The following is a 25,253-nucleotide window of genomic DNA, read 5'->3' as shown; positions in this document are numbered from 1 at the left end:
ATGATGTCATGTTCCTCACCGGGACGGACGAGCACGGGCAGAAGATCGAGGAAAAAGCGCGGGCTGCGGGGCAGACCCCCCAGGAATTCGTGGACCAGATCGTGGCGGGCATCCAGAGCCTCTGGAAGCTGATGAACATCTCCAACGACCGCTTCATCCGCACCACCGACCCGTACCATGTGCAGTCCATCCAGAAGATCTTCCGCCAGCTTTACGAAAAGGGAGACATCTACAAATCCACATATAAGGGCAAATACTGCACGCCTTGCGAGTCCTTCTGGACGGAAACCCAGCTGGTGGACGGGAAGTGCCCCGACTGCGGCAGGGAGGTCATCGACGCGGAGGAGGAGGCCTATTTCTTCCGCCTGTCGAGCTATGCCGATCGGATCATGAAGCTTTTTCAGGAGCAGCCGGATTTTCTGGAGCCCGCCTCCCGCATGAACGAGATGATCAACAACTTTTTAAAGCCGGGGCTGCAGGACCTTGCGGTTTCCCGCACTTCCTTCACCTGGGGCATCCCGGTGGATTTTGACCCCGGCCATGTGGTCTACGTCTGGGTGGACGCCCTGTCCAACTATATCACCGCTCTGGGTTACGGCAACGACACCTATCACGACTTCGACCGGTACTGGCCGGCGGACGTACACTTCGTGGGCAAGGAGATCACGCGGTTTCATTCCATCATCTGGCCGGCGCTTCTCATGGCGCTGGACCTTCCCGTGCCAAAGAAGGTGTTCGGCCACGGCTGGCTTCTCCTGGAAGGGGGCAAGATGTCCAAGTCCAAGGGCAACGTGGTGGACCCGGTGGTGCTCTCCAAGCGGTACGGGGTGGACGCCCTGCGGTATTTTCTGCTTCGGGAGTTCCCCTTCGGCTCCGACGGCGTATTTTCCAACGAGCTGCTGATCTCCCGTATCAATTCGGACCTGGCCAACGACCTGGGGAACCTGGTTTCCCGCACAACGGCCATGGTCTTAAAGTACTTTGACGGGAAGCTTCCCGCGGAGCAAAGAAGAGAGGACGCCGACGGGGAGCTCATCTCCATGGCCTCCGGCCTGAGGGATGCCTTCGAGGCCCAGATGGAGAAATTCGCGTTCCAGAACGCGCTGATGGAGATATTCCGGGTCATCTCCCGGGCCAACAAATATATCGACGAAACGGCGCCCTGGACTCTGGCAAAGCGGGAAGAGGACCGGCCGAGGCTTGCAAGGGTGCTCTACAACCTGCTGGAGACCATCCGCATCTGTTCTTGCCTGCTCACGCCCTTCATTCCCGAGACCAGCGAAAAGATCCGGCAGCAGATCGGCGCGGGGGAGAAGGAGACATCGTGGGCTGCGGCCGGCGCCTTCGGCGTGCTGCCCGCCGCCGCTTCCGTACAGAAGGGAGAGGCGCTGTTTCCCCGGATCGACATGAAGCAGGAACTGATGGAACTGGAGGCAAACGGAATGACGACGGTAAGCGATAAGACCGCGCCGGAAAAAGCGGAAGAAAAGCCGGAAGAAAAGGCCAAAGCGGCGGAAGCCGGCACCGAGTCGCCGGAAGGGGTCGCCCTCGTGGGGATCGAGGACTTTGCAAAGATTTCCTTCAAGGTGGCGAAAATCCTCTCCTGCGAGCCGGTAAAAAAAGCGAAGAAGCTGTATAAACTGATGGTGGACGCCGGGGAGGCCGAGCCGCGGCAGATCGTATCCGGCATCGCCCCCTGGTATCAGCCCGAGGAGCTGACGGGACGGCAGATCGTCCTGGTTTCCAACTTGAAGCCGGCCACCCTCTGCGGCGTCGCCAGCCAAGGGATGCTGCTGGCGGCCAGCAACGGAGAGAACGACGTGCGTGTCTTGTTCGTGGACGGAGACGTGGCACCGGGCTCCAGGGTGCGGTAATATGTATTTCGACACCCACGCCCACTACGACGACGAGGCCTTCGACGCCGACAGAGACGCAACTCTCGCATCCATGCCGGACAGGGGCATTTCTTTGATTGTAAATCCCGGATGCAATTTGACATCCTCCCGGACCGCCCTGGAGCTCTCCCGGCGGTATCCCTTTGTCTATGCCGCGGTGGGGGTGCATCCCCACGATGCCGAGGGCATGAAGGAGGGAGACCTCGATACGCTCCGGGAACTTGCCTCACAGGAACGGGTGGTGGCCATCGGGGAGATCGGGCTGGACTATTATTACGACCGGTCGCCCCGGCAGGTGCAGAAGGAGCGGTTCCGGGAGCAGATGGCCCTGGCAGCGGAGCTGAACCTTCCCGTGATCATTCACGACCGGGAGGCTCACGAGGACTGCCTGAACATCGTCCGGGAATTCAAAAACGTCCGGGGCGTCTACCACTGCTATTCCGGGAGCCTGGAGCAGGCCAAGGTCCTGGTGCGCCTGGGCTGGTATTTATCCTTTACGGGGGCCGTCACCTATAAGAACGCACGCCGGGCTCACGAGGTGATTTCCTGGATGCCGGGGGACCGGCTGATGCTGGAAACCGACAGCCCGTATCTGACCCCCGTCCCCCACCGGGGGAAGCGGAACGACTCCGGATATCTCCACCTGATAGCCGAGACCGCGGCCTCTCTCCGGGGCGTCTGCGCGGAAGAGATCGCGGCCATGACCCTGGAGAACGGGAAACGATTTTTCGGAATATCCTGATATCAGCCTGTGCAACAACTCAATATAACGGAGCGGAAGAACCCATGACGATTACCTACGAATTCGGAGACAACCTGTACGTGAACACCACCAACCGGTGCACCTGCGCCTGCGAGTTCTGCCTGCGGTCCTACGGGGACACCGTGGGAAATTCGGATTCCCTGTGGCTGAAGCAGGAGCCCAGCCGGGAGGAAATCCTTGCGGATATCGAGGCGAGGGATCTCTCCCGGTATCCGGAACTGGTGTTCTGCGGATACGGCGAGCCCACCTACCGCCTGCCCGACATCCTGTGGGTCTGCGACAGACTAAAGGAAAAGTATCCCATTCCCATCCGGATGGACACAAACGGGCACGGCTCCGTGATTAACGGACAGAACATCGCGCCACTGCTGAAGGGGCGGATCGATAAGCTTTCCGTGTCCCTCAACGCGGCAACACCGGAGGCCTATGTGCGCCGCTGCCATCCCGCCGGGGGGGAGGCGGCCTATCAGGCTATGCTGGACTTCACGAAAGAGGCGGTAAAATATGTGCCCTTCGTGCAGATGACGGTGATCAGCAACATCCCGAAAGACGAAATCGAGGCCTGCAGGCGGATCGCGGAAGGCCTGGGCGCAAAATTCCGGGTACGGGAGTTTATCGAAAGCTGAAAAAGAGTCCCTCCGAGGATTCCTCGGAGGGGCTCTTTAAATATTCTATTCCAGATCCAGAGGAGAAAAGGCGGTGAAGGGGAGAGCGTCGGACAGCTCCACCATCACATGGGGAAAGCCGCCGGTATAGTCGTAAACGGAAAGGGAAGAGCGCAGCACAGTACTGTCGGAACGGCGGTTGGGCAGCGAAACCGTTACGGTGGTGCCCTTCCCCTCTCGGCTTTCCAGAACCACACTTCCGCCGTGTTTTTCCGCGATTTGCCGGACCAGGGGAAGCCCCAGCCCGAGACCGGTTGACAGGGCGTCGGCATAATTCGGATGCATAAACCGGGTAAAAACGGAGGGCAGAAGATCGGGGGAAATGCCGGAGCCGTTGTCGCTGACGGAAAAGAAGACGCTGGCCTTTGAAGCGCTCAGCCGGAGGACGATGGTTCCTCCCGAAGCGGTGTATTTTAACGCGTTGGATATCAAATTAAGGAGGAGCCGTTCCAGCTTCTGAGAATCGACGGAGATGACCACGCTGGGAAGCTGGGGTTCGAACCGGAACTGGATCCCGGCGACTTCGGCCAGGGGAGCCACCGAAAAGGAAAGCTGCCTGCAAAACTCCACCACGTCGATGTTTTCCAGAGACAGAGAAAAGCTTCCGTTGTTTGCGATCCCATCCAGATCGGTAATGTTGCCGATCATCCGCAAAATCCGGTAGTAGCATTGGTTCATGATGGAAAGATACTGAAGCCCTTTCGGGTTTTCCAATTCCGACACCAGCGGGGAGAGAAGATTGGATGCGGATATGAGCGTGGAAACCGGTCCCCGCAGGCGGGCCGCGATCACGGAATGCGGAGGGGAACCTGAAGCAAGGGAGGGGTCTGCCGAGGATCGGAACAGATAGATTCTGAGGTCCTGCAAACCGGACACGGCAATGTGATAATGCCGTCCGTTAATCAGGCAGCTGGAGGCGACGGCAGGGCTTGCCGGGTCGGACGAGGGAGGGAAAAGGGACTCCAGCAGAGGATTAATATTTCCGGATTGCTTCGGGTCGTATCCCGTCTCAGAAAACAGCTCCTGCGCGGCTGAATTATAATATTCCAGACGATTGCCGCGGACAAACAGGACAGGATCCGGAAAAATATTAAAAAGTGACGCCAGAGATTCAATCAATTTTTTCTGCATTCATGTCCTCCAGTTCCGTTACCAAAATAAATGGAACCAATCCATTGAATTTGCAGCATTATCATAGCAGACTTCTTTCCAATACACAATAGAATCAAGAAATTTAACAATAGGAGATTTCCTGCAAAATTGCAGGAACCTCTTTCAAAATGCGATACACAAGACTATAATAAAGACGAAATGAATATCCTGGTCTGGCTCTGCAAAAAGCATTTCTAGAAAAGGAGAAGAACAATGAGCGTTAAAATCGGAATCAATGGATTCGGAAGAATCGGCCGTCTGGCAATCCGCCTGGGTGTGAAACGGGATGACATTGAAATCGTTGCCGTCAACAGCCGCACCGCCGACCCCGCTTATATGGCCTATATGCTGAAATACGACACGGTCCACGGGCGCTGGCCGGAGGAAATCACCTATACGGACGATACGATCACCATGAACGGGAAAACCATCCGCCGTTTCGGGGAAAACGATCCCTCCAATATTCCCTGGGCCTCGGTGGGAGCGGATTACGTCATAGAATCCACGGGAGCGTTCAACTCGTTTGATAAGGCATCGGCCCACTTCAAGGGAGGGGCAAAAAAGGTGATCGTCACCGCGCCGGTGAGCGACGCGCCCACTTTTGTGATGGGAGTCAACGAAAAAACCTACCGCAGCGACATGACGATCGTTTCCAATGCCTCCTGCACCACCAACGGCCTTGCCCCTCTTGCTAAAATCGTGCACGATAAGTTCGGGATCGCGGACGGGCTGATGACTACCATCCACGCCGTCACGGCCACCCAGAAGACGGTGGACGGCTCATCCAAAAAGGACAAGAGAAGCGGCAGGGCGGCCTCCGGCAATATCATTCCCGCCTCCACGGGAGCCGCCAAGGCCGTGGGAAAAGTGATTCCGGAGCTCAACGGGAAGCTCACGGGAATGTCCTTCCGGGTACCCACCCTGGATGTATCCGTGGTGGACCTTACGGTGAATCTGAAAAAGCCTACTACATACGCCGAGATCTGCGCCGCCATCAAAGAGGCCTCCGAGGGGGATATGAAGGGCATCATGGGATATACGGAGGACGACGTGGTCTCCTCCGACTTTATCGGGGACACCCGGAGCTCCATTTTCGACGCCAAGGCCGGCATCGCGCTGACGGACACCTTTGTAAAGCTGGTGGCGTGGTACGACAACGAGATGGGATATGCGGGACGGGTTCTGGATCTGGTTTCCTATATGTACTCCGAGGATACAAAATAATCTTTTTTAATAGGTCAAAAGAACTGCCATAAAATGCCGACGGTGTTTTATGGCAGTTCTTTTTAATTTTATAAAGCCGGGTTCCCGTCAAGCCTTTTGTAAGAACTCCATACCAAAGGTTGGTTTTAAAATACAAAGTGCTGGGCACCCACCGGAGGCGAGCTTTTTTCGTTCTTTTAAAACATTTTATGAAAAAGATTGATTACGAAAGAGGTTGGACGGGATCTGCGCGCTCCGCTGTGAGTATCTTTTCTCGCATGAGAAAAGATACGAAAAGAATGCCAAGAGGCCTCGGCCTCTTGGATCTCCGGGGATACGTGCTCCTGTTGGCGCTCTTAATGACTGATTGACTATCGGCAGTTTAGAACGCACGGACAGCTCTGTGGCAAGAAGTTTGTTTTAAACCCGCGATCGGAGTTCTCCGGGTTTCGGCCTGATGGGCTCATTGAGCCTGCGAAAACCTACCCTGTGCGATGATTGAGAAGATGGGTCTTCTTACAAGTTTCCGGTTTATAAGGCGTTTTATGAATTCAGTGCTTTCGCATGCAGTTTTATGTGATTCCATAAAGGTCGGACGAGAGCGCGTACTACCCGTCCAGACTTTTCGTAATCCGCAAAAGAGGACCGTCTGAAGTCCGTAGGCCTTCAGACGGTCCCCCTTGATCCATTCTGCATTCTGCGAGATTCGTTCAGAAAGAAGAATTTTATTTTTTCCCCCGGGATTGTATGTATTGGTGAATGGCCTCGGCTGCCTTTTTGCCGGCGCCCATGGCCAGAATGACCGTGGCGGCACCGCTGACGGCGTCGCCTCCGGCGAAGACTCCCTCCCGGCTGGTGGCGCCCGATTCGTCCGAGACCACGATGCAGCCCTTCCGGTTGGTGTCCAGGCCCTTTGTGGTGTTCCGAATGAGGGGATTGGGAGAGGTGCCCACGGCGATCACGGCCGTGTCGATGTCCAGGAGAAATTCGCTGCCCTCCTTGGGGACGGGACGGCGGCGGCCGGAGGCATCCGGCTCACCCAGCTCCATCTGTATGCACTCGGCGGCTTTCAGCCAGCCGTTTTCATCTCCGATAAACCGCACCGGCTCAGCCAGCAGCCTGAACTGGACGCCTTCCGCCAGGGCGTGCTCCACTTCCTCGTGCCGGGCGGGCATTTCCTCCATACTGCGGCGGTATAGGATATACACCGTTTCAAAGCCCAGGCGTAGGGCGCTTCTGGCCGCGTCCATGGCGACGTTGCCGCCCCCCACCACCGCGATACCTTTACCCGCCAAGACGGGGGTTTTATATTTCGGATCATAGGATTTCATGAGATTGACCCGAGTGAGAAACTCGTTGGCGGACAAAACGCCGTTGAGGTTTTCCCCGGGGATGTGCATGAAGGTGGGAAGCCCCGCACCCGAACCGATGAACACCGCTTCAAACCCATCCTCAAACAGCTCGTCCACCGATACGGTCCTGCCGATTACCACGTCGGTCAAAACGGTTACGCCCATGTCGGTGAGGTTTTTGATCTCTTCGGACACGATGTTCTTGGGAAGACGAAATTCCGGGATGCCGTAAACAAGAACTCCGCCGGGCTTGTGGAGGGCTTCGAACACGGTGACCTGATACCCCAGCTTGGCAAGATCGCCCGCGCAGGTGAGGCCGGAAGGACCGGAACCCACGACGGCCACCTTGTGCCCGTTTGACGGGACGGGAGTCTCCCTTTCCGAGGAATGGGACATGTGCCAGTCCGCGGCGAAGCGCTCCAGACGCCCGATTCCCACGGGTTCTCCTTTGACTCCCCGGACGCACTTGGATTCGCACTGGCTTTCCTGGGGACAGACCCTTCCGCAAACGGAGGGAAGGGAATTAGTGCCCCGGATGATCCTGTAGGCTTCCTCCACGTCGCCGGCCTTGATCTGGCGGATGAAATCCGGTATGTTCACGTTCACGGGGCAGCCCGCGACGCAGGGTCTGGTTTTACAGTTCAAGCACCGGGCCGCCTCTTCCGCAGCCATCTCGGGAGTATACCCCGAGGCCACTTCCGAAAAGTTTTTGCTTCTTTTCTTCGCGTCCTGTTCCGGCATCTCCGTTTTTTTCATTCCCGCAGCCATGGATTCACTGCACCCCTTTCATCAGCCGGCACTCATGCTCCCGAAGGCTCTCTTTTTCCTGGGACGCAAACACCCGGCCGCGGCGGATGGCCTCGTCGAAATCCACCTGATGCCCGTCGAACTCCGGCCCGTCCACGCAGGCAAATTTCGTCTCTCCGCCCACCGTGAGCCGGCAGCCGCCACACATTCCGGTGCCGTCTATCATGATGGGATTCATGCTGACGACGGTGCGAATCCCGTAAGGACGGGTCAGTTCGCTCACCGCCCGCATCATGACCAGAGGGCCGATGGCGATGACGGCGTCATACGCGGCGCCCTCCTCTATCAGGCCTCTGAGCACGTCGGTGACAAAACCCTTATTGCCGTTGGATCCGTCGTCCGTGGTGCAGAAAAAGCGGGTGGCGACCTTGGCGAATTCCTCCTCCAGAATGATGAGCTCCCGATTCCGGAAGCCGGCAATCACATCCACCTGCGCGCCCAGAGCATGAAGCTTCTTCGCCTGGGGGTAGGCAATGGCGCAGCCCACGCCGCCGCCCACCACAGCGACCTTTTTCAGCCCCTCCAGATGAGAGGCGACACCCAGGGGACCCACAAAATCAACCAGCGCGTCGCCCTCCTCCAGAGCGGAAAGCTGCTTTGTCGTAGTTCCCACCAGCTGGAATATAATGGTCACCGTGCCTTTTTCCCTGTCGAAATCGGCAACGGTGAGAGGGATCCGCTCCCCGAACTCGTCTATCCGGAGAATGATGAACTGGCCGGGCTCGGCTTTCCGGGCCACCATCGGCGCTTCGATCTCCATGAGCACCACGGAGGGGTTGAGCACTCTCTTTTTTACAATCCGGTACATAGTATCGACTCCGTTCTGTGCGCTTTGCAATATGGCTGCAAACCTATATTTAATACAGTATAGCACGAAGGAAACGAGGTTTCAACGCGGCGGGGGTCTGATATACGGCCGATTTGCGCTTTCTCGCCGAAAATGGCAGGGCAAAGGGCCGCATCGGCCGGTGGTCCGGGGCTCAGCTGTACAAAGAGATGAGCACGATCTCCGCCCGGCTGCCGAAACGGACGGGCGGACCCCAGCTGCCGCAGCCGGAGGAGACGATATGGGTAAAGGCGTCCTCCCGGTACGCTCCGTAATTATGGGCATACCGCCTTCGGGAAAAGACGGTGAGGGGAAAGACTTGACCCTGATGGGTATGGCCGGACAAAAGAAGGTCAACCCCCGCCTCCCGGGCCTCCCGGAAGTATTCCGTCTGATGGTCCAGCACCACCACGGGAAGAGAAAGATCGGCTCCGTCCAAAACATAAGACAGGGGCTTGCGGGGAATGCCGGTGTGCTTTTCCACGTCGGAATCCCGGCGCCCCACCAAAGTGCAAAGTCCGCCCAGGGTCGTTTTTTCATCGGAGAGGACATGGATGCCCGCACCCTGAAAATAGGTCAGCAGCGAAGCCAAGCGGTCCTGGAAGGAAGGGGCGGAGACGGAGCCGGTTTTTTCCCGACTGCCCTTTGCCGCGTGAATATACTCGTGATTGCCGGGAGCGTAAAAAATGCCGTGACGGGACTCTATGGCGGAAAGCTTCTCGGCTACCTTCTGCTGCTTTGCCAGCTCCGGCCGGTTATCCACGATGTCTCCGGCCAAAAGCACCGCGTCGGGACGGATCCCGCCGACCCTGCTGCAGAGTTTGTCCAGGCGGACGGGGGAGGTCGGATTGAGAAGATGCGCGTCGGACAGCAGGACCAGCTTCATCGTTTGGGCAAGGTTGGGCACCTGAACGGAGTACCGGTGGATCCGGGGAACGAAGGCATTGTAAATCCCCTTTGCGAAAAAGAAAAGCAAAAAGGAAAAGACCAGAAGGGCGGATAGGGTCACCGCCGACAGGCCGGTCATTGCTTCCAGGCGAAGGGAAAGGGGGTTTCCCAGGGCTTTGTCAAGAAGACGGACCAGCTCCAGAAGGCACGCCGCGGCAAAACCGTAGAGCAAAGAGGCGGTCCAGAGGCTGCCCGCCATGACGATGCCCCTTTTCAGGGGAGAATATCCCGGGAGGGCCATGGAAAGGAGCGCGGCGGGCCCCAGGGAAAACAGCAGAATGCATACGAACGCATAAGGCCCAAAGGGGAGCCAGGCTCCGAAGGCCCGCCACAGGCGGAGCGCGGCGTATACGCCGGCAAGAGCATACACGGGCGGCAGAAGGAAATATCGGAAGGATCTCTTCCGGGAAACGGCCCGGAAAAGATCCCAATATGTAGCGATGATACGGCGCATGAGGTTCTCCTCCGGATTTCAAGGATGTGTTTTTTATAGTATAGCATTCCGCCGGGGGAAGCAAGTGCAAAAATTTCTTTAAGATTCCCTGAAAACACCGGCAGTTGAAAAGCGGCCGGGCCTGTGATATACTTTCCCTACACTCGTTTCGGAGGGAGGCGATTTGCCATCGGCGCCATACTGAACTATTTTCATCTGCAGTCCGGGGACGCGCTGTACTATCTTGTGAGCATAGCCCTTGTAATCGTATTCCTGTTCATTATCCGTACGATCATCAACCGCCTTTTCCGAAGGGCGAAACAGGTGATGCAGCAGCGGGGTCACGACTCGAGCTCGCTGAATTTCGTCCGGTATACCCTCCTAGCGATTGTGTATTTCTTCTGTATTACCGCGGTGGCCGACCAGATTCCGGCCCTCACCTCTCTGGGTACCCTGGCCAAGAGCCTGCTTGCCGGTTCCGGCATCCTGGCGGTGGTCATCGGCATCGCGGGGCAGGAAGCGGCGGGGAACCTGGTGAGCGGCATCATGATTCTGATCTTCAAGCCGTTTAAAATCGGGGACATCATCCGGTATCTGGACAAGGATATCAGCGGCGTGGTGGAGGAAATCACGCTGCGGCACACGGTGATCCGGACCTTTGAAAACAAACGGCTTATCGTACCCAACGGAACCATCAACAGCCAGGTGGTGGAAAACGCCGATTACGGAGACGAAAGAATCTGCATTTTTCTGGATGTGGGGGTCAGCTATGATTCCGACATCGAAAAAGCCATGGCGGTCCTGGCCCGGGTCATTCGCAGCGATCCCGGATTCCTGGACAACCGCACCCCCGGGGAGATTGAAGCGGGAGCGCCGGAGGTCCTGGTCCGAGTCACGAGTTTTGCCGACTCCTCCATTCAGCTGCGGGGTTTTGCCTGGGCGGAAAATCCTTCGGAGTCCTTTCGGATGAAAAGCGACATGCTGCGGGCGGTGAAGCGGGAGTTCGACGCGGAGGGGATCGAGATCCCTTATCCCCACAGGACCGTTATCCTGGAGCGGAAGGAAGCCAAGCCGGACGGCGGCGCGGGAGATGCTAAAACGGAGCATAATACGGATATGCGATGAACCCAACGATAAAAATCGGCCTGGTTTACACCCCGCGTCGTTATCCTCCTTCGCGGGCATCGAGCTTGCCTGCGTCGTCTGCCCTGCGGGGCGTAAAACATCTTCGATTTTTGTATTCATCGTTTCCATCGCATATCCGTATAGGAGTCCGAAAAACGGATGCAGCAGAAAACAGAAAAGGCCGCGGGAAGAAGTTTTCCCGCGGCCTTATTTTTATAAGAGATACAGCGGAGCCCCGTCAGGGCCGATCGGGCGGCTCCGGATCCCGATCCGGCTTCGGAGCGGGAGGATTGACGATGCCGGGAGGGGGAGGGGACATGATATATTCGTCGGTGGTCTGGGCTTTTTCCTTCTTTTTCCGTTCCATCATGGCCTCCACTGCTTTCGAATCGGAGAAGACCTGCTGGAAGGTTTCGCTGTCCATGGTCTCGAATTCCAGAAGATACTCCGCAACCAGGTGGAGCTTATCCAGATTCTCCCTCAGAATCTCCTCGCAGCGGCGGTAGGCCTCGTCGATAATCGCCTTGACTTCCTTATCGATCTCGGCGGCGATTTCCTCGGAGTAGCTGCGGGTCTGGGCCATGCTGCGGCCGATGAAAACCTCGTCATGCCCGGACTCAAAGGAAACCGTCCCCAGCTTGTCGCTCATTCCGTAGGCCGCCACCATTTTCCTGGCAATGGCCGAGGCGCGCTGAATATCGTTGGAGGCGCCGGTGGAGATGTCGTCGAGCACCAGCTTTTCCGCAACCCTTCCGCCCAAGAGAGAGACGATCTGCTCAATCATGAAGCTCTTGGACAAAAAGCTCCGGTCCTCCCGGGGAAGGGAGATGGTCATGCCTCCGGTGAGGCCCCGGGGGATGATGGAAATCTGATGCACCGGGTCGTGGGTGGGGAGGGAATGGATCACCAGGGCGTGGCCCGCCTCGTGATAGGCCGAGAGCCTTCGCTCCTGGGGCGGGATGACGCGGCTTTTCTTCTCGGGCCCCGCGATTACCTTGATCATGGATTCCTGGAACTCGGGCATGGTGATGAAGCGCTTGCCGCGGCGCGCGGCCAGAAGGGCGGATTCGTTCACGAGGTTTTCCAGATCCGCCCCGGTAAACCCGGCGGTACTTTTGGCAACCACCGACAGATCCACGTCCTCGGCAAGAGGCTTTCCCCTGACGTGGACCTTCAGGATCTCCTCGCGCCCCTTGATGTCCGGAAGGCCGACGTACACCTGGCGGTCAAAGCGGCCGGGGCGCAGCAGAGCGGGATCCAGAATGTCCTGACGGTTGGTGGCGGCCAGGACGATCACGCCCTCATTGCTGCCGAAGCCGTCCATTTCCACCAAAAGCTGATTCAGGGTCTGCTCCCGTTCGTCGTGCCCGCCGCCGAGGCCGGTGCCGCGCTGACGGCCCACGGCGTCAATCTCGTCGATGAACACGATGGAGGGGGCCACCTTTTTGGCCTGGTCGAAGAGGTCCCGGACCCGGGACGCGCCGACGCCCACATACAGCTCCACAAAGTCGGAGCCGGATATGGAGAGGAACTGGACGCCCGCCTCGCCGGCCACCGCTTTGGCAATGAGGGTCTTTCCGGTACCGGGAGGGCCCACCAGCAGAACGCCCTTGGGGATCCTGGCGCCGATATCGATAAACCGCTTGGGATTTTTCAGAAATTCCACGATTTCCTGAAGTTCCGCCTTTTCCTCGTCCGCCCCGGCCACGTCCGCAAAGGTGACGCGGTGGGAATCACCGCTCAAGTGGGTGGTGCGGGCTTTGCTGAAGCGGGAGGTTTTATCCGCGCTTCCCGCCGCCCCGCTTCGGCTGAACATGAAATACCACAGAACCCCGAAAACGATGAAGATGAAGACATACGGAAGGAACATGCTCCACCAGGGCGCCTGGAAACCCTGGTCGTAATCATAATTCTCGATGATGCCGGCCTCGACCTGCCGGTCGATGAGCTCGTGCAGATCGTCGTAGAAAACGTCAAAGCTGTACAGCTCATAGGTGGCGGTGCTGCTCCCGTTGAGGGGCTCCCGCAAAGACAGGGTCAGGGTGCTGCCCTCCACCTTGAAGGACTCCACCTTTTCCTGTTCGAACAGACGGCGGACTTCAGAGTATTGAAGCTTATCTGTTTTATCGGAATAAAACAGGATGAAGACCACGGAGATCAGAATAAAGAAAATGAGGATGTAAAAACCCAGGTCGCGCAGTCCGGACTTCTTCAAGTGGCAATCACTTCCTTAAGGCGACGGGAGTCGGACCCGTGCCGAGTTAACAGGCTGATTTCAGCCCGTGCTTCGGGAAACCGCTCGCAAATACGGCAAGACTTCACAGTACCCCTCCGCTTGCCTGGACAAGCGGGAGAGGTTACTCTTTGCAGTAAATACAGGGCTTCAATACGCCGATGTAGGGGAGATTCCTGTATTTGTCGGCGTAGTCCAGGCCGTATCCCACGACGAACTCGTCGGGAACTTCAAATCCGACGTAATCGGCCTGAATGGGTTTCTGACGGCGCGCGGGCTTATCCAGAAGGGTGCACAGTCGGATGGAAGCCGGGCGCTTGGCCGACATGAGCTCCATCATAAAGCTCAGGGTCAGGCCGCTGTCCAAAATATCTTCCACTATTATAACATGCCTGCCCTCAATATCCAGATCCAGGTCCTTGGTAATCTTAACCGCGCCGGTGGTGGCGGATTTTTTCCCGTAGGAGGAAACGGCCATAAAGTCTAGAGTGCATTCTATGGGGAGGGAGCGGACCAGATCGGCCATAAAGATGAAGGAGCCGCGCAGGACGCTGATGAGGAGTGGATTTTTACCGCCGTAATCTCTAGTGATATCGGCGGAAATTTCGGCAACCCGCGCGGCGATTTCCTCTTCGGAGAGCAATACCCGTTCAATGTCTTTTGCAATGTTATCCATCCAGAATGTCTCCTTTGACTGTGATTGCAAGCGCGCTCTCTCCCGGCAGTGCGGCGAAAGCCCTATCCGCCCCGAATCCCGCCACGGCAACCACCCGATCGCCGCAGACGATGACCGGGACGGCCCCCCGAAGGGTGTGGGGCACCTTGGCGTCGATAAACAGCCGTTTGAGGGAGCGGGAGCCGTTTCCTCCGGCAAGACGGATCCGATCTCCGGGCCCGCGGGGGCGCGCACGAAGCGACTCGTTAATCATATCACGTTTTATGCGAAAAACAAAAGGGGAAGCCAAGATATTTTCATCCTGAGGCGGGGAGGCGAAGCAGCCGATTTCCCAAAGCCCGTCCATCAGAAGCGTTTTTTCCCCCTGAGACAGGGATATGGGGGAAAAAGAGGGGCCCTCCTGTCCGTTCAGCAGAAACAGGCGGCCGTATTCCCTGCGAAAGCTCACGCCGCCGGGAAGCTGGCAGGATGAAGCGGCCTCGGTATCGCGCAAAACCGCCAGGGCGTTTTCCACGTGCAGGGCCGATCTGCAGCCCCGCCCGTCCGAAACCTGCTCCGCCAGCAGAAGGATCGCCCGGGACGCGACAGGAGAAGGAAGCGTTTCCAAAGAGGAGGCTTTCAGGGCGAGTCCGCCGGGGATCGGCCTTGCGCCTTTTACGGCCCGTCCAGCCAGAGAGTACAAAAACGCGTCATCCTCACCCGCTAAAAACGCGGCTCTGCCGACGGCCTCCGCCGCCCGGGGATTGAGATCCCGCAGGAGGGGAAAAAGAAGATGCCGCCACTTGTTGCGGGTATATTCGGTTTCCCGGTTGGAGGCGTCCTCCACATAGGGGACGTTTTGCCCGGCGAGATGGAGGAGGATCTGATCCCGGCCGGTCCGGAGCAGGGGCCGGACGATCCTTCCCCGAACCGGGGGAATGCCGGACAGGCCGGAAAGAGAGGAGCCCCGCACCAGATTCATGAGAACGGTTTCGGCGTTGTCCTCGGAATTGTGGGCCGTGGCGATGCGCGCGGCGCCCAGCGTTTCGGCGGCGCGCTCCAGAAAATCATACCGCATGGCTCTTGCGGTTTCCTCGATCCCCGTTTTGCGCAGGCGGCTTTCCGCAGCCACGTCTCCGCTCTCGGCACAGAAAGGGATCCCGTTTTTCCCGCAGAAGTCCCTGACAAAGGCCTCGTCTGAATCGGCGGCGGCGCCGCGAAGCTTGTGGTTGTAATGGGCGGCCGCCACAGTGAAGTTCCCCTCCGGGGCGAGCGCCATAAGAATTTTCAGCAGGCACATGGAATCCGCCCCGCCGGAAACGGCGCACAGGATCAGGCCGCCTTCGGGCAGCATGCCGTATTTTTGGGCAAAGGACAGGACCTGCCGGGGCAAATCTTCCATGATACCCCTCCATGCGACGATACGCATCCATACTAACAACACCGGCTCCCCCGCGGGGAGCATTGTCAATCCTTCCGGCTGCCGCGCATGCGGCGGGAAAACGGGAGCTGGCGTATCAGAACTCCGTGTGCCTGCGGTCCATGCCGGAAAAGGTGGTATACTCGGGCAGCCACTGCAGCTCCACCGTGCCGGTTTCGCCGTGCCTGTTCTTGGCGATCCGGCACTCGGCCACGTTGTGCCTGTCGGAATTTTCATTGTAATAGTCGTCCCGATAGAGAAAGAGCACGATGTCCGCGTCCTGTTCGATCGCTCCGGACTCCCTCAAATCGGAGAGCATGGGGCGCTTGTCCGCCCGGGATTCGTTGGCCCGGGAGAGCTGGGACAGGCAGAGGACCGGGACGTTCAATTCCTTGGCCATGATTTTCAAAGAACGGGAAATGTCGCTGACCGCCTGCTGCCGGTTTTCGCCGGAATATCCCTTTCCCGTGCCGGCGCTCTGCATCAGCTGAAGATAGTCGATGACCACCAGACCGAGATCCTCGATCCGCCGGCATTTCGCATTCATGTCGGCCACGGTGAGGGTGGGATTGTCGTCGATACGGATGTCGGTCTTGCTGAGAACCGCCGAGGCCGCGGCGATCTTCTTCCAGTCCTCGTCGGAGAGCTTGCCCGTAAGGAGCTTTTTGCTGGGGACGAAGGACTCGTTGGAGATCAGGCGCATGGCCAGCTGTTCCCGGGACATTTCGAAGGAAAAGAAAGCCACCGTTTTGCCCGAGTGCTTGCCCGCATGAAGGGCGATGTTCAGGGCCATGCTGGTTTTGCCCATGCCGGGGCGGGCGGCCAGGAGGATAAAGTCGGATTTGTTGAGCCCCGTGATGCCGGCATCCAGATCGGCGAGCCCCGTGGAAAGACCGGGAATCGCGTCTTCGCTTTTGGCAAGCTCGCTCAGGCGGGCGTACACGCTGATGAGGACCGAGGAGATGGGTTCCAGTCCCCGGACGCCCCGCCCCTGGCGGATGGCGTAAATCTTGCGCTCGGCGGCCTCCAGGATGCTCTGGGCGTCGCCCTCCCCCTCCTGGACCAGGGCGGAGATTTCTCCCGACGCTTCCGCGACGCGGCGCAGCAGGGCCTTGTCCAAAACGATGTTGACGTATTCCCGGACGTTTGCCGAGGTGGGCGTTATATCCATGAGCTGCAGGATATAGTCCCGGGTGGTGTTCTCGTCGTAGAGCCCCTTGAGGCGCATCTGCTCCAGGACGGTGACGGGGTCGATCACCTGAGAGTAGCTGAACATGGAATAGATGGTCTCGAAAATATCCCTGTTTTGGGGCAGGTAAAAGTCATCGGGCTTTAAAAGCTCGATGACGTCGGGAATGCAGCGGGAATCGATGAGCATGGAGCCCAGAGCCGCCTGTTCCGCCTCCGTATTATGGGGCATTTGCCTCAGCAATAATTCATCCATCCGGATCCCTCCCGCGAAGCGGCGAGTTCATCCCAAATCTTATTATAGAGATTGGGATTTTTATTTTTCCTCGGAAACCACCACGTAAACCGTGCCGGTAACCTCAAATCCCAGCCGGCATTTGAGTTCGTAGGTGCCGCACTGCTTGATGGGATCGTCCTGGAGGATCTTCTGCTTGGCCACGTCGATGCCGCACTGGGCGGCAAGGGCCTCGGAGATCTCCTTGGTGGTCACGGCGCCGAAGAGGCGGCCTCCGGTTCCGGCCTTGGCGGGGATCTTGACGACGCAGCCCTTGAGACGTTCGGCGGTCTCATGTGCCTGCTGACGTTCCCGCTCCAGCTGCTGCTGGCGCACTTTTTCCTGGAGCTTCATGGCATTGAGATTGTCCGCGGTGGCGGGCACCGCCAGTTTCCGGGGAAGGAGATAGTTGCGGGCGTACCCATCGGAGACGTCCACCATCTGGCCCTTCTTGCCCTGGCCTTTCACATCCTGCTGCAGTATCACTTTCATACGGTTTTCCTCCTATATCCCGAAACCCGGCGGAACTTCGCCGGTTGGGAGAGATGCGTTCAAATCTGTTTTTTGCACCCGGTCATATCTACGCGTCCTCAAAATAGCGGTCGATGGCCGCATGGAGCTCCGGAAGAACCTGCTCCACCGTTTTGTCCGGGATCTGGGCGCCGGCCGTGGCCGCGTTGCCGCCCCCGCCCAAATCCTCCAGGATCACCTGAACGTTGATATCGCCCATGGAGCGGGCGGAAATGATCACCGAATCCCCGACAGGGAAGAGCACGAAGGAGGCCTGGGTCCCCGCTATGGTGAGCAGCTCGTCAGCCGCCTGGGCAGCCGCGATCCGCCCCACCGTACTCCCCAGCGCGGCAATGGCGATATTGGAACGGTACATCTTCGCCGCCCGGATGATGTCATACCGGGCCACCATGCTGGCCAGATCGCTCTGGAAGAGCTTTTTCACCTCCGCGGTGTCCGCTCCCGAGCGCCGCAGGAAGGCCGCGGCGTCAAAGGTGCGGCCGCCCGTGCGGGTGGTAAAATTCTTGGTGTCCAGCACGATCCCTGCCAGGAGCGCTTCCGCCTCCACCCGCAGTATATCCGTAGGTTCCACCAGATACTGCAGCAGCTCCGTGACCAGCTCGCAGGCGGAAGAAGCGTAGGGTTCGTGAAAATTCAGCGAGGCCTCGCCGATATAGGTGGCGGCCCGGCGGTGATGGTCGATGACCGCGACCCGGTTGCAGGAGAGAAGAAGGTCCTCCGACTGCACCTGCTCGGGACGGTTTGTGTCCACCACCACGAGAAGGGAGCTGCTGTCCGCCGAGAGTATGGCGTCCTGCGCGGTGACAAAGACCCCGGCGTATTCCGGCTGCTTGACCAGGCGCTGAATCACCGCGTCGGCCAGGGTTTCCTCCGGCGCCGTCACGATGTGCACGGGAATTTTCTTTTTCCTCGCGATGCAGCAGATGCCCGCCGCGGCCCCCACGCTGTCGAGGTCGGCAAATTTATGTCCCATCACGAAGACCTGGGAGGAATCGGACACCAGCTCGCCCAGGACGTTGGCCATGACCCTGGACTTGACCTTGGTCCGTTTTTCCAGCTCTTTGGAACGGCCCCCGTAAAACTCGAAATGGAACCGGTTTTTGACCACCGCCTGGTCGCCGCCCCGGGAAAGAGCCATTTCTATACTCAGGGCCGCGTACCGGAACAGTTCGTCGAAACTGCCGGCGTCCTTACCGGCTCCGATGGAAATGGTGGCGGGGACGCCGTCGGAGCTGACCACCTCCCGCACCGAGTCCAGCAAGGATATTTTCCCCGAAATCAGAGAGGACAGATGCCTTTCCTCAAAGACGAAGATATAACGGTCCCGGTCGTACCGGCAGAGAAGCCCGTGGGCCGGAGCCGCCCATGTGTTGAGCTTGTCGTCGATCCGGGCAAGAATGGACGAGCGGGAGTTGTCGGAAATGTTTTTCATCAGATCTTCATAGTTGTCCAGAAGAATGATGGCAGCGACGGGGCGGGAGAGAACATATTCCGAACGGACGGAGGAGAGATCGGTGATGTCTATCCAGTAGGTGGTGGCCACCAGGCCCCGGGCGCTGCCGCTGGGCTCTGTATGGGCGAGATAGCCGTAAACCCGGTATTTTTTCCCCCGCAGTTCCACCTCGGCGGGGCTTTCGCTCTTGCCCTCCATGAGCCAACGGGAGGAGAAGCTGGGCACGGCGTCGGTGATTTTGGTTTCAAACAGATGCTCCCGTTCCCCGGTGATCTGGAGAAACCAGTCATTGCTCCAGATGATCTCGTCGCTCTCCGGCTTGAAAATCACCATGGGAATGGGAGAATTGAGCATGGTGTCCTTGGTGGCGGAATCCACGTCGTAGGTGACGCTCTCGATATATTTGAGAATTTCCTTCCGCCGGCGGATATTCGTGCTGCGGAAGTAGAGGTACAGCACCACAAGAAGGACGGCCTCCACGGCGGCCAGATAGATATTAAAAAAGGCGGATACCACCGCGAGGCAGACGAACACCGCAAAATACAGGCGCAGGCTGGGTTCCAGCAGGCGGGCGATCTTTTTATTCAAGCGGTATCCCTCCTTTTCCATGGTTTTACAGAAACGGCTTAAAATCCGCCGCGGGCCTGCGTCGGGAACCCGGGCAGGCACGAAACAACAAACCGCATTTGCTCAGTAAACAGTATTATAACAAAAAAAACCGGCGTACACAATAGAATGACGGAGACGGGCCCGTACCGGGCAGTGTATTTTTCCGGATTTCTGCAAATACTAGACGGGAATCATACTGATATGCGATGAACCCAATGATAAAAATTGGCAGGTTTTCCGCCGCGCGTCGTTCTCCTCCTTGGCGGGCATAGCGCCTGCCGGCACCATCTGCCTTGCGGGGCGAAATACATCCTCGATTTTTATTTTCATCGATTCCATCCCATATCCGTATCCAGGAATCATACGAAGAAGGAAAGGATCCGTTCATGAAAGCAGTGATCCTGGCGGGAGGAGAAGGCTCCAGGCTCCGGCCCGTGAGCAGCAACCGCCCCAAACCCATGGTACGCCTCTTCGACAGGCCGGTGATGGAGCATCTGATCGCTCTGCTCAGGCGCAACGGAATCACCGAAATCTGCGCAACGCTGCAGTACATGCCCCGAATGATCCAGGACTATTTCGGCGACGGGGAGCGGTTCGGGGTGAAAATGACATATTTTGTGGAGAGGGAACCGCTGGGCACCGCGGGCAGCGTAAAAAACTGCTCCGCCTTTCTCGGCGGCTCCGATTTCCTTGTGATCAGCGGCGACGGGGTGTGCGACTTCGACCTGAAGGGCTGCGCGGCGTTTCATAAATCCGCCGGGGCTGAGGCCACCGTGGTCCTGTACCGGCACGAAAAGCCCCTGGAATACGGCCTGGTGATGACGGGCCGGGACGGCCGGATTCAGCGCTTTATTGAAAAGCCCTCCTGGGGGCAAGTGTTTACCAACATGATCAATACGGGCATCTACATCCTCAGCCCCTCCGTTTTAAAGGAAATCCCGGAAGGGGTCCGCTACGATTTCGCCAGGGATCTTTTTCCGTCGCTGCTGGCCCGGAAACGCCGGCTGTTCGGAGCTTTGGCAGAGGGGTACTGGTGCGATATCGGGGACTGCGAGGCCTACCTGGGCTGCGCCGCCGACCTTCTGGCCGGCAAGATGAGATGGGAGCCGGAGGGAGAAAAGACGGGGACAGGCATATGGTCCGAATCCGGCCTTCCGGAGGGAGTCACCCTTCTGCCCCCCTGCTACATCGGAAAAAACGCGGCGGTGGGACCGGGGAGCCTCATCGGGCCCTATACCATTATAGGAGAGGGGTCCTGCGTGGGAGAAAGCGCCCTGGTTCAGCGGACCGTGCTGGACGGCGGAAGAGTTCTTGACCGGGCCACGCTCTACGGCGCCGTGGTATGCCGGGGCGCCGTGATCGGAAGAGGCGCCGTTTTGAACGAAGGGGCCGTTATCGGGGAGGATAGCCGGATCGGAACGGATGCGGTGGTCTCCGAACGGGTGCGGATCTGGCCGAACAAGGAGCTGGGTGACGGGATGCGGGCCACATCCAACCTGGTGACGGGTTCGCTGAAGCATGCCGTTTTGTTCGGAGAGGAGGCCGCCATCCGGGGAGAGATCAACGTGGATCTTACCCCGGAGATCTGCGTGCTGCTGGGAACCGCCGCAGGCATGCGGGGGAGAACGGCGGTGGCGTGGAGCGGAGGAGAGGGAGCGCGCCTGGCGGCGGAGACGCTGACGGCCGGGATCTGCAGCGCCGGGAGCGAAGCGCTTGTATCCGACGCGGTCTTTGAGGCGGCGGGAGCTTATATCGGAGAGACTCACGATACGCCGCTTTCCGTCTTTGTCCGGGGAGCAGGAAACACGGTGGAGTTCAAATTTTTCAACACGGACGGGTTTCCCCTGGACAGGGAGGAGCAGAGGAAGATCGAAAGCGTCGTCTCCAGGGGAGAGGTGACCCGGGCCGACGCCGGACATATCGGAAAAAAACGGCAGGTTATCAGGACGGAGGGGTTATATGCCTCCGCCGCGGCCGGTCACGCCCAGTGGGGCTCCGGCAGAGCGGAGGGGCTCACCGTTTCGGTTCCCGGAAAAGGGGGAAGCGATCGGGCGCTGGAGGCCGCCCTGCGAAATCTGGGCTGCTTTGTGACGGAACCTCGAAAAGGGGTGCCGGAGTTTTCGGCCGGAGCCGACGGGTTTCATCCCAGGGCAAAGGACGAGGAGGGCCGGGAGCTGGACGAGCGGAAGCTGCTGGCGCTTTTATGCCTTCTGGAGATGCAGTCCGGCGACAGGGAGATCGCCGTTGCGCCGGATGCTCCGGCAGTGCTGGAGAGCATCGGCAGGACCATGGGGGTCGTTGTGTACCGGCAGGGCAGAGACGGGAAAAAAGCGGATGAGCTGATGAAAAAGCAAAAGTACCTGCGGGACGGCGTGTTCGGCATCGCACGCCTGGCGGTGCACCTAGCCAGGGCGGGGGAGCCTCTGTCCTCTCTTTCCAGACAGATTCCGAAATTCCACACCAGAGCAAAGGAGGTTGCGCTGGCAAAGAACCCGGGAAGCGTGATGCAGGAGCTGGCGGAGAGCTTCGTTTCAGAAGAAAAGGAGCTATTCGACGGGCTGAGGGTGCACACGCACAGCGGCTGGGTCCGGGTTACGCCCCTGTACGGACGCAGGGGACTGCGCATCGTGGGGGAGAGCGCAGAGGAGGAAATCGCGGAGGAGCTGTGCGCGGATTTCGAAAGAAGAATCAAAAAAATCGACGGTGTTTCTCTCCGGAAGGACTGACGGAATGCGCCGATTTCTGCACGGAGAGGGGTTTCCCGCCGCCAAAACCGGGCGCAGAGGGACCGATCAGAAAATTTATGTATACAATCCAGGCTTTCGGTGCTATAATAATACAAAATCGGTTATCGGCACGGGGGTTTTTAAGCCGCTGCGCTTATCCGGAGCCCGGAACGGGTACCGGCATAGATTGCATAATATATTACATTTGTCATTTATGTACGGAAGTACAGAAGATAAAACAAGTCCATACAGAAAGCAGACAGACAGTTGCCTGAAAGCGGCGTGACGGGGCCGGCGGAGGGCATATGCGCTGCCTTACGTTATTTTTGTGTTTTCAGCGGGCCGACGCGGATCCTCTGCGTCCCAGGACAGGGAGCGAGGAGCCAGGCGGACCCGCCGGGACTTGTTGTTCTTCTTCCGTTACATAGAGCATTTTTAAGGAGTTGAACAATTGCATGGCGGAAAAACTGAAAATCATTTCGCTGGGGGGATTAAATGAGATCGGCAAAAACCTGACGGTTTACGAGTTCGGCGGGGACATCCTGATCGTGGACTGCGGCATGGGTTTCCCGGATGACGATATGTACGGCATCGACGTGGTCATACCCGACGTGAGCTACCTGGTGAAGAACCGGAGCCGGATCCGGGCCATCGCCCTGACCCACGGGCACGAGGACCATATCGGGGCCCTGCCTTACGTTCTCAAAGAAATCAACGCTCCCATCTATGCCACGCGGCTCACCGCGGGGCTGGTAAAAATCAAGCTGGATGAGCACTCCCTTACGGATAAAACCAAGATCATCACCATGGAGGCCGGAGAGACCTTTCGCGCAGGGCGGTTCATGGTGGAGTTCATCCACGTCAATCACAGCATCGCCGACGCGGTGGCCCTGGCCATCCACACGCCTATCGGCACCGTGGTGCATACCGGGGACTTTAAAATCGATCCCACGCCCATCAGCGGCGAGATCACGGATCTGGCGCGCTTCGGGAACCTGGGCAAGGAGGGGGTTCTCGCCCTTCTGTGCGATTCCACCAATGTGGAAAAGCCCGGATACACCACTTCGGAGAGCAAGGTGGGGGAGAGCTTCGACAACCTGTTCAGGGGCTGCGACCAGCGCATCATCGTGACCACTTTCGCCTCCAACGTGCACCGGATCCAGCAGGTGATCAACACCGCGGCCCGGTATGGGCGCAAGGTGGGCATCACGGGCCGGAGCATGGAAAACGTCATGAAGGTGGCCACCGAGCTGGGATACATGGTCATTCCTCCCAACACCCTCATGGAGATGTCCCGCCTGAAGGGAATGCCCAAGGATAAGGTGGTGATCATCACCACGGGAAGCCAGGGAGAGACCATGTCGGCCCTCTACCGGATGGCTTTCTCCGGGCACAAGCAGGTGGAGATCGGCGCCGGGGACAGGGTGATCATCTCAGCCTCGGCCATACCCGGAAACGAAAAGACCGTCAGCCGGGTGATCGACGAGCTGTTCCGCAAGGGCGCGGAGGTCATCTACGACCGGCTCTCCGATCTGCACGTTTCGGGGCACGCCTGCAAGGAAGAGCTGAAGATCATCCATGCGCTGACAAAGCCCAAATACTTTATGCCCGTCCACGGGGAGCAGAGGCACCTGAAGATTCACGCCGCGCTGGCTCAGCAGATGGGGATGCCCCGGGAGAATATTGTGATAGCCGACGTGGGGCAGGTGGTGGAGCTTTCCGCCAAGAGCGCCAAGATCAATGGAACCGTGCCCTGCGGGAACGTCCTGGTGGACGGCTACGGCGTGGGGGACGTGGGGAGCGTGGTGCTGCGGGACAGGAAGCACCTGGCCCAGGACGGCATGATCGTGGTGGTCATCAATCTCAGCAGCGAGGACGGGTCTTTGATTTCCGGCCCGGATATCATCACCCGGGGCTTCATCTACGTGAAGGAATCGGAAAAGCTCATGGAGGAACTGCGGGGCGTCGTCCTGTCCGTTCTGAACGGATGCCGCGACAGCGGCGTCAGCGATTGGGCGACCATCAAGGGAAACGTCAAAAACGAGCTGTCCTCCTATCTTTATAAAACCACCAAGCGCAATCCCATGATCCTGCCGGTGATCATGTCGATCTAGATTTTTTGCCCCTGTCCCGGCACAGACATGCCGAGGACAGGGGATTTTTACGCGGATTATACAAAAATGAATCAAATAATTTATGTAATTTATACAATATACATCTGGTTTTTTGACACAGAAAGAGATATACTAATATCGTGAAAAAAGAATAAAGGAGGGATTTTATGATGATGAATCGAATCATCCATGCTGCCCTTGACGTCGACGATATGATATTCGGCGGAAAGAAGCAGGAACAGAGCGAACGGTAAACACTCCGTTGCAAAGAAAATCCACGCTGAGCGTGGTTTTTTATATTATCGGAGTGTTTCCGCTCTGAACAAAAGAACCCGCAGTATCGCTGAATGGACAGCGGTATTGCGGAAAAATTGTTTTAAGGGGCCCGAATCGGACATACGGAAGGTATGGCTGATTCGGACTCTTTGGTTTTTGGAATCGCTTGGTAAGGGTTTGGACGGGAGTTCGCTGCTCCCGTCCAAACCTCTCATATTACATTTTAAAGAAGACTTTTAAAGAAACCGGGTATTACGCGCCGGCGGATTGTCAATAGAAGTGCAACAGTGTCAAAGGGAAGGGGGGGTGAAGGATTCGGCGGGAGTAAGCCAATGGAGGCTTTTTCGGGGACGATTGTTGAGCAAAGACATCGCCTGGGCAACCTGCTGGGGGGAGACGTCTGTAAAATTGGTTCCTTTCGGGAAAAATTCACGGACCAGGCCGTTTAAGTTCTCCACGCTTCCTTTCTGCCATGGGCTGGAGGGATTGCAGAAGTACATGGGCAGACCCAGTTCTTTCTCCACTCTGGGATAACAATGGAATTCTCCGCCCTGGTCGGGGGTAAAGGACCGGCAGGGGAAAGATTCAATTACGCTGGCCAATAC

18 protein-coding genes are annotated in these 25,253 nt (G+C 58.0%); 7 read left to right on the top strand and 11 right to left on the bottom strand.

Annotated features, from left to right (window positions below):
• From metG to B9A13_RS13625, 3 genes are all read left to right on the top strand, one after another.
• Positions 1–1,874 (top strand): methionine--tRNA ligase (metG, locus tag B9A13_RS13635; RefSeq protein WP_084235707.1); only part of this gene is annotated, 1,874 nt, incomplete at its 5' end.
• Between the two features lies 1 nt (position 1,875).
• Positions 1,876–2,637, top strand: coding sequence for a TatD family hydrolase (locus B9A13_RS13630; protein WP_084235705.1), 762 nt, complete (start codon positions 1,876–1,878; stop codon positions 2,635–2,637).
• A gap of 44 nt (positions 2,638–2,681) precedes the next feature.
• Positions 2,682–3,284 carry a TatD family nuclease-associated radical SAM protein gene (locus B9A13_RS13625; RefSeq protein ID WP_084235704.1) on the top strand — a complete coding sequence of 201 codons (603 nt, stop codon included), beginning with the start codon at positions 2,682–2,684 and terminating at the stop codon, positions 3,282–3,284.
• Positions 3,285–3,329: 45 nt separating this feature from the next.
• On the opposite strand, the gene B9A13_RS13620 is transcribed toward B9A13_RS13625, so the two are convergent.
• Entirely contained in the window at positions 3,330–4,454 is a 1,125-nt protein-coding gene (locus B9A13_RS13620; protein WP_084235703.1) for a sensor histidine kinase, read from the bottom strand.
• Between the two features lie 234 nt (positions 4,455–4,688).
• Between B9A13_RS13620 and gap the strand changes: the two genes are divergently transcribed.
• On the top strand, positions 4,689–5,699 hold the full coding sequence (gap, locus tag B9A13_RS13615) for a type I glyceraldehyde-3-phosphate dehydrogenase (RefSeq protein WP_084235702.1): 1,011 nt from the start codon (positions 4,689–4,691) through the stop codon (positions 5,697–5,699).
• A gap of 704 nt (positions 5,700–6,403) precedes the next feature.
• Here the strand turns inward: gap and gltA are convergent.
• From gltA to B9A13_RS13600, 3 genes are all read right to left on the bottom strand, one after another.
• On the bottom strand, positions 6,404–7,786 hold the full coding sequence (gene gltA, locus B9A13_RS13610) for an NADPH-dependent glutamate synthase (RefSeq protein ID WP_242942874.1): 1,383 nt from the start codon (positions 7,784–7,786) through the stop codon (positions 6,404–6,406).
• Between the two features lie 16 nt (positions 7,787–7,802).
• Positions 7,803–8,645: a sulfide/dihydroorotate dehydrogenase-like FAD/NAD-binding protein gene (locus B9A13_RS13605; RefSeq protein ID WP_084235700.1), complete on the bottom strand. Its 843-nt coding sequence runs from the start codon at positions 8,643–8,645 to the stop codon at positions 7,803–7,805.
• A gap of 172 nt (positions 8,646–8,817) precedes the next feature.
• Positions 8,818–10,065 (bottom strand): metallophosphoesterase, encoded by a 1,248-nt coding sequence (locus tag B9A13_RS13600; RefSeq protein ID WP_084235699.1) that lies wholly within the window; start codon positions 10,063–10,065, stop codon positions 8,818–8,820.
• A gap of 123 nt (positions 10,066–10,188) precedes the next feature.
• Between B9A13_RS13600 and B9A13_RS13595 the strand changes: the two genes are divergently transcribed.
• A complete protein-coding gene (locus B9A13_RS13595) occupies positions 10,189–11,169 on the top strand; it encodes a mechanosensitive ion channel family protein (protein ID WP_084235698.1) in 981 nt (326 codons plus the stop codon).
• Positions 11,170–11,407: 238 nt separating this feature from the next.
• Here B9A13_RS13595 and ftsH read toward each other — a convergent pair whose 3' ends face one another.
• The 6 genes from ftsH to B9A13_RS13565 form a co-directional block, all read right to left on the bottom strand.
• Positions 11,408–13,384, bottom strand: a complete 1,977-nt coding sequence (ftsH, locus tag B9A13_RS13590) for an ATP-dependent zinc metalloprotease FtsH (protein ID WP_200809733.1) — start codon at positions 13,382–13,384, stop codon at positions 11,408–11,410.
• 142 nt (positions 13,385–13,526) lie between these two features.
• Positions 13,527–14,078 (bottom strand): hypoxanthine phosphoribosyltransferase, encoded by a 552-nt coding sequence (gene hpt / locus B9A13_RS13585; protein WP_084235697.1) that lies wholly within the window; start codon positions 14,076–14,078, stop codon positions 13,527–13,529.
• Entirely contained in the window at positions 14,071–15,459 is a 1,389-nt protein-coding gene (tilS, locus tag B9A13_RS13580) for a tRNA lysidine(34) synthetase TilS (RefSeq protein WP_159448156.1), read from the bottom strand. Before tilS ends, hpt begins: the two co-directional genes overlap by 8 nt.
• 115 nt (positions 15,460–15,574) lie before the next feature.
• Positions 15,575–16,921 (bottom strand): replicative DNA helicase, encoded by a 1,347-nt coding sequence (gene dnaB / locus B9A13_RS13575; RefSeq protein ID WP_084235695.1) that lies wholly within the window; start codon positions 16,919–16,921, stop codon positions 15,575–15,577.
• A 60-nt stretch (positions 16,922–16,981) separates the two neighbouring features.
• Complete coding sequence (rplI, locus tag B9A13_RS13570) at positions 16,982–17,431, bottom strand: 50S ribosomal protein L9 (protein ID WP_084235694.1); 450 nt, start codon at positions 17,429–17,431, stop codon at positions 16,982–16,984.
• Between the two features lie 88 nt (positions 17,432–17,519).
• A complete protein-coding gene (locus B9A13_RS13565) occupies positions 17,520–19,511 on the bottom strand; it encodes a DHH family phosphoesterase (protein WP_242942873.1) in 1,992 nt (663 codons plus the stop codon).
• A gap of 407 nt (positions 19,512–19,918) precedes the next feature.
• Here B9A13_RS13565 and B9A13_RS13560 point away from each other — a divergent pair, with 407 nt between their 5' ends.
• Positions 19,919–22,258, top strand: coding sequence for a sugar phosphate nucleotidyltransferase (locus B9A13_RS13560; RefSeq protein WP_084235692.1), 2,340 nt, complete (start codon positions 19,919–19,921; stop codon positions 22,256–22,258).
• Between the two features lie 455 nt (positions 22,259–22,713).
• Positions 22,714–24,372 carry a ribonuclease J gene (locus B9A13_RS13555; protein ID WP_084235691.1) on the top strand — a complete coding sequence of 553 codons (1,659 nt, stop codon included), beginning with the start codon at positions 22,714–22,716 and terminating at the stop codon, positions 24,370–24,372.
• A gap of 566 nt (positions 24,373–24,938) precedes the next feature.
• On the opposite strand, the gene B9A13_RS13550 is transcribed toward B9A13_RS13555, so the two are convergent.
• Positions 24,939–25,253, bottom strand: a 315-nt coding sequence (locus tag B9A13_RS13550; protein ID WP_143807040.1) for an IS30 family transposase, incomplete at its 5' end; no start/stop codon positions are given.

The sequence above is a fragment of the Papillibacter cinnamivorans DSM 12816 genome (assembly GCF_900176335.1).
Taxonomy (GTDB): Bacteria; Bacillota; Clostridia; order Oscillospirales; family Oscillospiraceae; genus Papillibacter; species Papillibacter cinnamivorans.
The sequence above is the reverse complement of the archived record's forward strand: the minus strand, read 5'-3'. Positions and strand labels throughout refer to the sequence as shown.